The organism is Paucibacter sp. XJ19-41, from assembly GCF_028462495.1.
In the GTDB taxonomy this organism is placed as follows: domain Bacteria; phylum Pseudomonadota; class Gammaproteobacteria; order Burkholderiales; family Burkholderiaceae_C; genus Roseateles_E.
This window is the reverse complement of sequence record NZ_JAQOWX010000027.1, coordinates 41,897-52,678: the sequence shown is the minus strand read 5'-3', so window position 1 is coordinate 52,678 and position 10,782 is coordinate 41,897. Positions and strand designations below refer to the sequence as shown.

Genomic DNA, 10,782 nt, shown 5'->3' with positions numbered 1-10,782 from the left:
GACGACCGCGGCCGTGCGCGCCGCCGCGACGGCCACCGCCTCGCGCCGCTCGGCATGGCCGCGCAGATGCTGGAGCGCACCGTGATAAGCCTGCAGGCCCTTGAAGCGCAGCTGCGGATGGGCGGTGATCGCCTCGACCAGGCCCAGAACGACCGACGCCTCGGCAGCGACGCCGCAGCGGTTCTGGCCGATATTGATCTCGACGAAGACATCGAGCCGGCTGCCGGCCTTGGCCGTGGCTGCGGCCAGCGCCGCGACCTGCTCGGCGTGGTCGACACAGACGCTGAGTCGGCCCTGCAGCGCCAGCCGGGCCAGCAACGCGGTCTTGGCGGCGCCGACCACCTCGTTGCTGATGTGGATGTCGCTGATGCCGGCCTGCAGAAAAGGGATCGCCTCGCTGACCTTCTGGCAGCAGATGCCTACCGCGCCACGCGCGAGCTGGGCCTGGGCGATGGCCGGGCATTTGTGCGCCTTGGCATGGGGGCGCAAGGCCAGGCCGGCGGCCGCGGCAGCGGCCTGCATGCGATCGAGATTGCGCTCGAAGACGTCCAGGTCGAGGATCAGGGCCGGCGTGTCGACGGCCGACAGCAGGTCGCCGGGTCGTGCAGCGGGAGGCAGGGCAAGAGTCATGGCAGGTCTTTTTGTGGCGACCGGTCGATTTTTGTTGGCTCCCGCCGTCGTGCAGTTGCCCAGCCCTCTTTTCTAGGAGAACCGAGATGAGTTAGGTCGAGGGATTCCTGCTCGCCGTGCCCACCGCCAAGCGCGAGGCCTACCGTCAACTTGCCACCACAGCGGCCCAGGTCTTCAAGGACCATGGCGCCTTGTCGGTGGTCGAATGCTGGGGCGACGATGTGCCCGAGGGCAAGCTCACCTCCTTCACGATGGCCGTGCAGCGCAAGGAGGACGAGAGCGTGGTGTTCTCGTGGATAGTCTGGCCCTCGCGCGGCATGCGCGACGAGGGCATGAAGAACGCGATGGCCGATCCGCGCATGGATATGGATCCGGCAGCGATGCCTTTCGATGGCCAGCGCATGATTTTTGGCGGCTTCGAGGTGCTCGTCGAAGCCTGATCGGGCGCTCAGGCGCCGGCCGGGAAGTCGGTCGAGGCGGCCAGCGCTTGCCACTCGGCCGTCTCCTGCTCGACAAAGGCATTCTTGGCGCGGATCGTCTGCAGCGTATCGCTGCCCAGGGGCAAGCGCAGTGGTGGGCGCGAAGTCTCGACCAGCAGGATCAGGGCCTGGGCCAGGCGCTGCGGATCACCGGGCTGGTTCAGGCTGATGCGCTTGGCCGCCTCGCGCACCGGGCCGGCGCTGGCCGCATAGTCCTCCAGCGCCTTGGGCGACACGGCCAGCGACTGGCTCTCCAGAAAGTCGGTGCGGAAATAGCCCGGCTCGACCACCGTGGCATGGATGCCCAGCGGCGCCAGTTCGGCGTGCAGCGCCTCGGTCAGGCCTTCGACCGCAAACTTGGTCGAGCAGTAGACACCGAAGCCGGCCGCCGACTGGTAGCCGCCCAGCGAGGAGATATTGATCAGATGGCCGCTGCGGCGCGAACGCATGCTTGGCAGCACCGCCCGCGTGACGTTCAACAGACCGAACACATTGGTCTCGTAGAGACGCCGCACCTCGTCGCCGCTCGCCTCCTCCACCGCGCCGAGCAGGCCATAGCCGGCGTTGTTGACCAGCACATCGAGGCGGCCGAAATGGGCCAGCGCTGTTTCGACCGCATGGGCGGCATCGGCCTCGCGGGTCACATCCAGCGGCAGGGCCAGCAGCCCGGCCTGGGCACCGAAGCGCTGGTGCAGCGCGGCGCTGTCGCGCGCGGTCGCGACGACCGCGTCACCATGGGCCAGCACGGCCTCGACGAGGCGGGCACCGATGCCGCGCGAGGCGCCGGTGATCATCCAGACACGCTTGAAAGAAGGGGAGGAGCTCATGGTCGTTTCCTTGCAGAAAAGTGATGGGGTGAGCTCAATGTAGGTTTTCAATTGCGCGCCAACTAGCCCACAATCTCGTCATTGATCCGCAAGTTAATCATGACAATTGGAGGGCTTGCATGGCATTCAACGAACTGCGCGCCGTCGCCACCTTCATCAAGGCCGTCGAGCTGGGCAGCCTGCGACAGGCCGCCACATCGCAGGGCATCACGCCGCAAGCGGCCAGCTTGTCGCTGAGCCAGTTGGAGGCGCATCTGGGGGTGCGGCTGATCCACCGGACGACGCGCAGCCTGAGCCTGACCGAGGAGGGCCGCGCCTTTCTGGAAGCCGCTCAACCGGGTCTGGCGACGCTGCAACGCGCACTGCACGGTGCACGGCGCGGCCGCGACGAGATCGCTGGACCGCTGCGCATCGCGGCGCCGCGCTCCATCATGCTGCCGATGCTGTGGCCGGTGCTGGAGGAGTTCTGCCGGCGCTACCCCGAGGTCGAGCCCGATGTGCAACTGGATGATCGCATCGGCAACTGGGTCGAGGACCGCATCGATGTCGGTTTTCGAGCCGGCAGCCCGCCGGCCGAGGGCGTCGTGGCGCGACGGCTGCTGCCGATCCAGCTGATCGTCTGCGCCGCACCCCGATATCTGCAGCGCCATGGCGCGCCGTCCAGCATCGACGAGTTGCTGTCCTCACAGCATCGCTGCAGCGGCTTTCGCCACCCGGCCACCGGCAAGCTGATGAGCTGGGACTTCAAGGTCGGTGATGAGATTGTTTCGCGCACGATTCCGGCGCGGCTGTGCACCAACGATGTCGAGCTGGAAGAGAAAGCCGTGCTGGCCGGCGAATTCATCGGCCAGCTGGTCGGCGTCAGCGCCGCGCCGCTGATACGCGCCGGCCTGCTGGTGCCGCTGCTGATCGACCATGTAGCCGAGCATCTGGGCTTGTATGCCTATTACGGCAGCCGGCTCGCGCAGCCGGCCCGGGTGCGCGCCTTCATCGATCTCGCGGTGGAGCGGGTGGCCGGCAACCGCGAGTTCTTCCTGACGGCGCAGGAACTGCGCCAGCACGGGGCGGGGCAGAGGCGGCGGTCGAAGAAGCCCGGCTGATGCCGACCCAGCTACTGGGCCGTGTGGCAGGCCACGCCGAGCTTGTTGCCCTCGGTGTCGCGGAAATAGGCGCCGTAGTAGTGCGGGTGGTAGTCGGGCCGCAGGCCCGGCGGGCCCTCGCAGCGGCCGCCCAGGCGGAGTGCCAGCGCGTGGGCGGCATCCACAAGGGCTCGATCGGCGGCCAGAAAGGCCGGCATCTGACCATTGCCCGGCAGATGGGCCTGGCCGTCATGGGGACGGCCGATCAGGAATAGCGGGCGGCCGTTGGCGCTTCCCGGCGTCTGCCAGCCGGCCCAGGGGCGACCATGATCGCAAAAGCGCGGCGGCAGACCCAGGCAGGCCATTAGCGGCGTGTAGAAGGCCAGAGCGCGTTCGAAGTCGCTGACGCCGACAAAGACGTGGGAAAACATCGACGGGCTCCCGGTGGCCAGATGGATGGACGGACCGGTGGATGCTACTGGCGGATCTCGGGCTCGACCAGCTGGGCCAGCAGGGTCAGCGACTCCTGCCAACCCAGATAGCAGGCCTCGGCCGGAATCTGGGCCGGTATGCCCTGCTGCTCGATATGGACCTCGGTGCCGCAGAACACGGCCTTCAGCGCCACGGTGGTGCGCATCTCGCCGGGCAGGTTCAGCGCCGCATCAAAGATGGCCGTATAGCTCAGCCGCTCATGCGGAACCAACTCAAGATAGCGGCCCCCGAAGCCATGGCTTTGCTGGGTCGTCAGATTGGTGAAGGACATGCGGTAGCTGCCGCCGACCCGCGGATCCATCTCGTGGACCGTGCCGGTGAAGCCATGCGGGGGCAGCCATTTGCTGAAGGCCGCCGCATCGAGAAAAGCGCGGTAGATGCGCTCGGCCGGCGCGCGCAGCACGCGGTGCAGACGGATGATGGTGGTCGTGCTCATGGGGATGTTTCTCCTTTGCTTGAGGCGGTTTGGAGGATGTCTCCGTTCAGACGACGTCCGACCGGCCCCCGGATCGACCAGCGAGCCGCGCCCGGATGCGACTCAGCGCCACCGGGGTCACACGCACATAGCTGGCGATATCACGCTGACGCAGCTGCGCAGCCAGCTCGGGGCGCTCGCGCAGAAAACCCAGATAGCGCTGCTCGGGCGACAGGGTCAGCAGCTCCATCTCACGCCTCTCCTTGCGCTGGCCGTAAATCTTGAAGGCCTGGCTGAGCGCACGCTGCCAGCCGAGATGGCGCTCGGCCAGCCGCTGGATCTGGCGATAGTCGATCTGCTCGACCAGACAGGCCGACTCGGCATAGGCCGAGTAGCTGGTGCGCGCCTGCTCGCCCTCTTCAAGCGCGGTGAGGCTGGCAAAACAGGTGCCGGCCTCGGCAAAGCCCTTGATCCAGCCCTCACCGCCCGATGTCTCGTAAACCATCTTGATCACGCCCGACAACACGGCAAAGACCTGGGGCCGTTGCTCGCCGGCCAGAAACAGCGGCTCGCCGGGGGCCAGTCGCAAGCGCCGGGTCGCGCCCTCCAGCAGCTCCCGCTCGGGCAGCGGCGAAGCCGCCAGGCGGCAGAACAGGTCGAAGCCGGACAAGGCCGCAGCGGGGTCGTTCATGTCTCTCGATCACTTGTTGAGCAGTTAACCCAGGTTATCGCAAGCGGGGCCATGGGTCGGCAGACTGGCCGCCTCATTTCCTTACAGATCGATGCGATGCGAGTGCTGCTGCTTCCCCCTTTTGTCTTTCTGATGCTGGCCGGCCTGATGGGGGCCGCGCATGCCTGCGCCCCGTTGGGCCTGTGGTTGCCACGGCCGCTGAACTGGGCCGGACTCGGCCTGATCGCCCTGGGTCTGGGTCTGGCCCAGTGGCATGCCCGGCTGTTCCGCCGGATCGGCACCAATATCAACACCTTCGGCGAACCGGACCGGCTGACCACCGAAGGCCTGTTCCGCCGCAGCCGCAACCCCATGTATCTGGGCCTGCTGATCGCGCTGCTGGGCCTGGCCGCGACCCTGGGCTCGCTGTCGCCGCTGTTCGGGCCGCTGAGCTTTTTCGCGCTGGCGCAGTGCTGGTACATCCCGCTGGAAGAGCGCGCGATGGCAGCGAAGTTCGGGGCGGAGTACGCGCGCTATCGGCAGGCGGTGCGGCGTTGGTGCTGAGCCGTAGGGCCGGCATTGCTGTGCCGAGACTACCTTCTACTTCTTCGGCCGCCGCGCCGTGGCCAATGGTTTCACCGCAGCGACTGCCTCCCAGGGATTGAGCAGCGCCACACCCTGCAGCAACTCGAAGTCCGCGATATTGCGTGTCACGACACTCATGCCATGGACAAGGGCGGTGGCGGCAATCAAGGCGTCGCGCTCGGATCGGCGGTCGGGTACATGCAGACGGGCGCAACGCTGTGCCACCGCCAGATCCACCGCCAGCACCCGCCCGGCAAACGCGGGCAAGACCTGTCCCTCCAGCCAGGCTCGCAGCAACACCCCTTGCGCGGCATCGCGCCGCTCGATCTGCAGCACGCCTATTTCCAGCTCAAGCACCGTGATCGCCGAGATGAACAGACTGCCGGCCGGCACGCCGGCGGCCCAGCTCAGCACATGCTTGTCGGCCTTGCCTGACTTGGCCTTGCGCAGCTCGGAGACGACGTTGGTGTCGAGAACAAACATCAGGTGGACAGCTCGGCCGGGCGAAACAGCTCGCCGGCACGTGGCGGATCGAAGCTCAGATCCCCGGCACCCGCCGTCTCGGGCATCGCCAGCATGTCGACGATGCTGCTAGCGTCCGGTCCGCCGACCAGCTGCTGGTAATGCTCGATGCTCAGCAGCACATGGGCGGGTCGGCCCCGGTCGGTAATGAAAACCGGGCCCTGCTTCGCCGCCTTCTTGGCGGCGCTGGAGTCCTGGTTGAACTCGCGGCTGGAGAGGGTGGTGGCGGTCATGACATCTCCTCGGGCGACATCGCCGTATTGTAGTTACGTTTCTACATGCATGCAGCCCCTTGCGGACAGGCCGGCGGGCTGGCCTCTTGTGTTCCACTCCCGACGTGCCCGATACAAAAATTCTCCCCACCCCCGCGCCGGCCGCCCAACTCCCGCCGGCCACGATGCAACTCCCGAACCCGCGCCACGCGGCCCGCCTGCCAGCCGACATCGCTCCCGAACAATGGCAGCGCATCCGCCAGGCGGCCTATCAGCTGCCGCAGGTGCTGACTCCGGGCGATTTCGACGGCGAGACCGGCCATGAGGATCAGCTCGACAAGCTGGGCCTGATCCAGATCCAGAAGGCCACCAAGGCCAGCAGCGGCGCGCGGCCCAGCCGCTGGATCGCGCCGCGCCTGATCGCGTCGGCGCTGGCCCATCTCGATGTGGTCGGCACCGCGCCGACGGTGCGCGCGCTGATGCAGCAGCGCACCGCCCAGATGGAGACCGCGCTGGGCCTGAGCCGAGAAGGCCAGCGCTGGAGCCGGCTGTGCAAACTGGTGCTCAAGCTCTCCGAGCCGGGCTGGCAGATCCCCGTCAGCTACCGCGCCGAAGTCGCCGATGACGCGCCGATCTGGGACTTCTACCGCAGCGGCGATCTGCATGCGCTGAAGACCGCGATCGGCCAGATGCCGGCCTACGCCCACGCAGCCGAGCTGCAAGCGCATCTGGAGAATCTCTATCTGCGCAGCGAGTCGGGTCACCCTGAACACCTGGACACGCTGCTGCCGCGCCTGCAGTCGGAGTGCGCGACGCCGCAGTCCTTCGAGACACTGAAAGCCGGCTGCACGCGGGCGCAGGACCGCTGGGAGCACCGCGTCGCCGAGCTCAATGCGCTGGCCGGGCTGAACCAGGACCTGGCCTTCCAGGGCTATCCCGACACCTTCGACATCGCGCGGCGCATGCAGCGCACCGTGACGCTCTATGTCGGTGCGCCCAATAGCGGCAAGACCTATGCGGCCTTCGAGCGCCTGGCCCAGGCCCAGCAGGGTGCCTATCTGGCGCCGCTGCGCCTGCTGGCGCTGGAAGGGCGCGACCGGCTGGTGGGTCGTGGCGTGCCCTGCTCGCTGCTGACCGGCGAGGAGAACGTGCCGGCCGAGAACTCGCGCGTGGTGTCCAGCACCATCGAGATGGTCAACACCAACAAGCCCATCGACGTCGCGGTGATCGACGAGGCGCAGATGCTGTTCGATCTGTACCGCGGCTGGGCCTGGACCCAGGCCATTGTCGCGGTGCCGGCCAATGAGCTGATCATCATCTGCAGCGCCTATGCGGTGCCGGCCATCGAAAGCCTCTTGGGCCTGTGCGGCGAGCGCTGCACGGTGCGCCATTTCGAGCGCAAGCAAGAGGTGCAGCTGTTGCCGGCGCCGGTGCCGATCACGGCGCTCAAGCATGGCGACGCGGTCGTGGCCTTCAGCCGCCGCGAGGTGCTGATGCTGCGCGACCAGATCGGCGCGGCCGGCCATCCGGTCTCGGTGATCTACGGCGCGCTGCCGCCCGAGGTGCGACGCCGCGAAGCCGAGCGCTTTGCCAATGGCGCGACCCATATCCTGGTGGCCACCGATGCGATCGGCATGGGGCTGAACCTGCCGATCCGCCGCGTGCTGTTCAGCACGATGACGAAGTTCGATGGCCAGGGCGACCGCACGCTGGAGGTCACCGAGGTGCACCAGATCGCCGGCCGGGCCGGGCGTTACGGCATGCATGACGAGGGCTTTGTCGGCGTGCTGCGCGAGGCCGAGCCGACGGCGGCGCGCACGCTGAAGGAGCTGCTGCCCAAGAGCCCGCGCGCGCCGCGCGACTTCAAGGCCGCAGTGGCGCCGAACTGGTGGCATATCGACACCATCGCGCAGCGCCTGGGACTGAAGAAGCTGCATGCGGTGCTGATGGTCTTCATGGACCAGCTGCTGCTGGACAACGCCCATTTCGAGGTGGCCGAGCTGGAGCAGATGCTGGCGCTTGCCGAGCAGCTGGACCGCGCGGCCGGTGGCCTGCCGCTGAAGGCCCGCTTCATCTATGCGCAGGCTCCGGTGGACAGTCGCACCGACAGCCAGGTGCAAGAGTATCTGGACTGGGCCAGCCGCCACGCGCTGACCGGCACGGTCGGCGCGCCCTGGTTCCTCGACGATGTCGACGAGCACAGCCGGCTCGACCGCATGGAACAGGCGCTGCGCTCCTGCACGCTGTGGCTGTGGCTGGACCTGCGCTTCCCGGGCGTCTACGGCCATGTGGTGGCCGTCGGGGATCTGCGCAGCCGGCTCAACGACGGCATCGAGCGCCATCTGAAGGGCAAGAAGCCGCTGTGGCAGACCCGCGGCCGGCGCTGACAAACAGGAGCATGGATTGATCACCGTTCACCACCTCAACAACTCGCGCTCGCAGCGCGTGCTGTGGCTGCTCGAAGAGCTGGGCCTGCCCTACGAGATCAAGCACTACCAGCGCGACAGGGCGACGATGCTGGCGCCGCCCGAGCTGCGCGCGGTGCACCCGCTGGGCAAGTCGCCGGTGATCAGCGATGGCGAGCTGGTGGTGGCCGAGTCCGGCGCCATCCTCGAATACCTGGTCGATCGCTACGGTCAGGGCCGGTTCAAGCCCGCGGCCGACAGCGCCGAGGCGCTGCGCTACCGCTACTGGATGCATTACGCCGAGGGCTCGGCGATGCCGCCGCTGCTGATGAAGCTGATCTTCGACCGCATCGAGCGCTCGCCCATGCCCTTCTTCGCCAAGCCGATTGCCAAGGGCATTGCGGCCAAGGTCAAGGCCGGCTTCATCCAGCCCGCGATCAAGAGTCATCTGGACTTTATGGAGGCCGAGCTGGCCAAGAGCCCCTGGTTCGCCGGCGCCGAGTTCACGGCCGCCGATGTGCAGCTCAGTTTTCCGCTGGAGGCGGCCGCCTCGCGCGGCGGGCTGGCGGCGGACCGGCCCCGGCTGACGGACTTCCTGAAACGCATCCATGCGCGCCCCGCCTACCAGCGCGCGCTGGAGCGCGGCGGTCCCTACACGCTGTTGAGCTGAGGCCATGGGCCGCCAGGTGCACGGCCCTCGTTCAGTTCGGCACCTGGTCGCTCGGATACTTCCAGAAGTCGCGCAGCAGATAGCTGATCGGCAGATTCAGCGCCGTCTGCTTCGGCGGCATCGGCTGCTGGAACCAGCGCTCATAGAGGGCATGGGCCTCGCGGCTGGCAATCAGGCGCTTCATCTCGGCGTCGACGACGCGCTTGAGCTCGGCGTCCTCGCGCGACATCATCACCGCCAGCGGTTCGATGGTCAGGAACTTGCCCACCACTTCCAGGCCCTTGGGATTCTTGCTGCCAGCGATCAGGCCGTAGAGCAGCACATCGTCCATCACGAAACCGTCGGCCTCGCCCTTTTCGACCATCTCGAAGGCGCGCCCATGGTCAGGCGCCTCCAGAACCTGGATGCCCAGCAGACGGTCGCGATTGACGGCCTGGATCGCCTTCAGGCTGGTGGTCCCCTTGGTGGACACCAACCGGCGCTTGGCAAAATCGCCGAGTTCCTTGATGCCCGAATCGGCGCGCACCAGGTAGCGCGAGCCGGTGATGTAGTGCGGCACGGTGAACGCCACCTTCTCGCGCCGCTCGGCGTTGTTGGTGGTCGAGCCGCATTCCAGGTCGGCACGGCCCTCGGCGATCACCGCGATGCGGTCGCTGGAGCTGACCTGCACATAGTCGGTGGCCAGACTCTTGAGCTGCAGATGCTTGCGCAAGGCCTCGCCAAGCCGGTGGCAGAGGTCCAGCGCATAGCCGACCGGCCGACGCTGCGCATCCAGATAGGAAAATGGCACCGACGACTCGCGGTGCGCCAGCACGATGCGGCCGCTGGATTGGATGCGCTCCAGCGTCGGACCGGCGTGTGCCGAGCCGGGCTGCAGCGCGGGCTGAAGCAGCAGCAAGGTCAGCAGCAGCGCGAGGGCAGGCCGCCCGTGACGGATTGCATGGCTTTTCATCGTGTTCACCGCTCGGTTCTATCGGATGGGCGGAAATATAGGCCCGGCCGGCCCTGCGGCCTGCCAACTCTTGCCGGTTTTTCGGGGCCATCGTCATGAGCAGCCCCTATGTGATCAAGCAGGAGTGCATTGCCATCACTGGTGTGGCGGATCTGCAGATCCGCTCGCTGCTGGACCGGCAGCAGTTCGACGACCCGCTGGGCGAGGCGCTGGCACGTGGCATCTCGTCGGCGGCCTGGCCGCTGTTCGGCCTGCTGTGGCCCTCGGGCCTGCACCTGGCGGCGGCCATGGCGCGGCGGCCGCTGCTGGCTGATGAGAGCATCCTCGAAATCGGCTGCGGCCTGGCGCTGGCCAGCCTGGTCAGCCACCGGCGTGGCGCGCTGGTGACGGCCAGCGACTGCCACCCGATGGCCGCTGGCTTCCTGCTGGAGAACCTGCGGCTCAATGCACTGGCACCGATGCGCTACTGCCACGGCGACTGGGGCCCGGCCACCACCGGCCGTGGCCAGAGCGCGCCGCGCGTGCAGGGCCGCTTCGATCTGATCATCGGCAGCGATGTGCTGTACGAGCGCGACGAGGCCGGCAGCCTGGCCGCCTTCATCGCGCTGCATGCGTGGCCGGCCAGCGAGGTCATCATCGTCGACCCGAACCGCGGCAATCGCCCGGCCTTCAGCCGCCATATGGCGACGCTGGGCTACCGGCTGCAGGAGACCGTCATCAAGCAGCCCGGCTATAGCGGACGGCTGCTGCAGTACCGGCGCGACAGCCTGGCGACGCCCGGCCCCGCTTAGATTGTTGCAGCCCGGCTTCGTTTGTTTCAGCCCTGGTTTTTCGCTTCGGCCAG

The 10,782-nt window shown here is 67.5% G+C and carries 14 protein-coding genes; 6 read left to right on the top strand and 8 right to left on the bottom strand.

The window, feature by feature from the left end; all coding sequences use genetic code 11:
- A partial coding sequence (locus PO768_RS09665) for an alanine racemase (protein WP_272645884.1) occupies window positions 1-630 on the bottom strand: 630 nt, incomplete at its 3' end.
- Between the two features lie 107 nt (window positions 631-737).
- Here PO768_RS09665 and PO768_RS09660 point away from each other — a divergent pair.
- Window positions 738-1,070 (top strand): DUF1428 domain-containing protein, encoded by a 333-nt coding sequence (locus PO768_RS09660; RefSeq protein WP_272645887.1) that lies wholly within the window; start codon window positions 738-740, stop codon window positions 1,068-1,070.
- A gap of 8 nt (window positions 1,071-1,078) precedes the next feature.
- Here PO768_RS09660 and PO768_RS09655 read toward each other — a convergent pair whose 3' ends face one another.
- Window positions 1,079-1,936: an oxidoreductase gene (locus tag PO768_RS09655; protein ID WP_272645883.1), complete on the bottom strand. Its 858-nt coding sequence runs from the start codon at window positions 1,934-1,936 to the stop codon at window positions 1,079-1,081.
- Between the two features lie 119 nt (window positions 1,937-2,055).
- Between PO768_RS09655 and PO768_RS09650 the strand changes: the two genes are divergently transcribed.
- Complete coding sequence (locus tag PO768_RS09650; protein ID WP_272645882.1) at window positions 2,056-3,036, top strand: LysR family transcriptional regulator; 981 nt, start codon at window positions 2,056-2,058, stop codon at window positions 3,034-3,036.
- Window positions 3,037-3,047: 11 nt separating this feature from the next.
- On the opposite strand, the gene PO768_RS09645 is transcribed toward PO768_RS09650, so the two are convergent.
- Genes PO768_RS09645 through PO768_RS09635 form a run of 3 tightly spaced genes read right to left on the bottom strand, consistent with a single transcriptional unit; the run spans window position 3,048 to window position 4,613 of the window.
- Window positions 3,048-3,446, bottom strand: coding sequence for a VOC family protein (locus PO768_RS09645; protein ID WP_272645881.1), 399 nt, complete (start codon window positions 3,444-3,446; stop codon window positions 3,048-3,050).
- A gap of 44 nt (window positions 3,447-3,490) precedes the next feature.
- Window positions 3,491-3,943 (bottom strand): SRPBCC family protein, encoded by a 453-nt coding sequence (locus PO768_RS09640; RefSeq protein WP_272645880.1) that lies wholly within the window; start codon window positions 3,941-3,943, stop codon window positions 3,491-3,493.
- Window positions 3,944-3,989: 46 nt separating this feature from the next.
- Window positions 3,990-4,613 carry a Crp/Fnr family transcriptional regulator gene (locus PO768_RS09635; RefSeq protein WP_272645879.1) on the bottom strand — a complete coding sequence of 208 codons (624 nt, stop codon included), beginning with the start codon at window positions 4,611-4,613 and terminating at the stop codon, window positions 3,990-3,992.
- 102 nt (window positions 4,614-4,715) lie between these two features.
- Here PO768_RS09635 and PO768_RS09630 point away from each other — a divergent pair, with 102 nt between their 5' ends.
- Window positions 4,716-5,156 (top strand): methyltransferase family protein, encoded by a 441-nt coding sequence (locus PO768_RS09630; RefSeq protein ID WP_272645878.1) that lies wholly within the window; start codon window positions 4,716-4,718, stop codon window positions 5,154-5,156.
- Between the two features lie 36 nt (window positions 5,157-5,192).
- On the opposite strand, the gene PO768_RS09625 is transcribed toward PO768_RS09630, so the two are convergent.
- Together PO768_RS09625 and PO768_RS09620 are read right to left on the bottom strand one after the other, a co-directional pair.
- Window positions 5,193-5,663: a type II toxin-antitoxin system VapC family toxin gene (locus PO768_RS09625; protein WP_272645886.1), complete on the bottom strand. Its 471-nt coding sequence runs from the start codon at window positions 5,661-5,663 to the stop codon at window positions 5,193-5,195.
- Window positions 5,660-5,932, bottom strand: a complete 273-nt coding sequence (locus tag PO768_RS09620) for a type II toxin-antitoxin system Phd/YefM family antitoxin (protein WP_272645877.1) — start codon at window positions 5,930-5,932, stop codon at window positions 5,660-5,662. The genes PO768_RS09625 and PO768_RS09620 overlap by 4 nt, the downstream gene beginning before the upstream one ends.
- A 164-nt stretch (window positions 5,933-6,096) precedes the next feature.
- Here PO768_RS09620 and PO768_RS09615 point away from each other — a divergent pair, with 164 nt between their 5' ends.
- Entirely contained in the window at window positions 6,097-8,298 is a 2,202-nt protein-coding gene (locus tag PO768_RS09615) for a helicase-related protein (RefSeq protein ID WP_272645876.1), read from the top strand.
- A gap of 16 nt (window positions 8,299-8,314) precedes the next feature.
- Window positions 8,315-8,986: a glutathione S-transferase gene (locus PO768_RS09610; protein WP_272645875.1), complete on the top strand. Its 672-nt coding sequence runs from the start codon at window positions 8,315-8,317 to the stop codon at window positions 8,984-8,986.
- 31 nt (window positions 8,987-9,017) lie between these two features.
- Here the strand turns inward: PO768_RS09610 and PO768_RS09605 are convergent, their stop codons facing one another.
- Complete coding sequence (locus PO768_RS09605; protein ID WP_272645874.1) at window positions 9,018-9,938, bottom strand: amino acid ABC transporter substrate-binding protein; 921 nt, start codon at window positions 9,936-9,938, stop codon at window positions 9,018-9,020.
- 95 nt (window positions 9,939-10,033) lie between these two features.
- Between PO768_RS09605 and PO768_RS09600 the strand changes: the two genes are divergently transcribed.
- Window positions 10,034-10,729: a class I SAM-dependent methyltransferase gene (locus PO768_RS09600; RefSeq protein WP_272645873.1), complete on the top strand. Its 696-nt coding sequence runs from the start codon at window positions 10,034-10,036 to the stop codon at window positions 10,727-10,729.
- The last annotated feature ends 53 nt before the right edge of the window (window positions 10,730-10,782 follow it).

Excerpts from the sequence above, each read along its gene's own strand:
- PO768_RS09655 (WP_272645883.1), bottom strand. The coding sequence starts at position 1,936 with ATGAGCTCCTCCCCTTCTTTCAAGCGTGTCTGGATGATCACCGGCGCC.
- PO768_RS09650 (WP_272645882.1), top strand. The coding sequence starts at position 2,056 with ATGGCATTCAACGAACTGCGCGCCGTCGCCACCTTCATCAAGGCCGTC.
- PO768_RS09645 (WP_272645881.1), bottom strand. The coding sequence starts at position 3,446 with ATGTTTTCCCACGTCTTTGTCGGCGTCAGCGACTTCGAACGCGCTCTG.
- PO768_RS09640 (WP_272645880.1), bottom strand. The coding sequence starts at position 3,943 with ATGAGCACGACCACCATCATCCGTCTGCACCGCGTGCTGCGCGCGCCG.
- PO768_RS09635 (WP_272645879.1), bottom strand. The coding sequence starts at position 4,613 with ATGAACGACCCCGCTGCGGCCTTGTCCGGCTTCGACCTGTTCTGCCGC.
- PO768_RS09620 (WP_272645877.1), bottom strand. The coding sequence starts at position 5,932 with ATGACCGCCACCACCCTCTCCAGCCGCGAGTTCAACCAGGACTCCAGC.
- PO768_RS09615 (WP_272645876.1), top strand. The coding sequence starts at position 6,097 with ATGCAACTCCCGAACCCGCGCCACGCGGCCCGCCTGCCAGCCGACATC.
- PO768_RS09605 (WP_272645874.1), bottom strand. The coding sequence starts at position 9,938 with ATGAAAAGCCATGCAATCCGTCACGGGCGGCCTGCCCTCGCGCTGCTG.
- PO768_RS09600 (WP_272645873.1), top strand. The coding sequence starts at position 10,034 with ATGAGCAGCCCCTATGTGATCAAGCAGGAGTGCATTGCCATCACTGGT.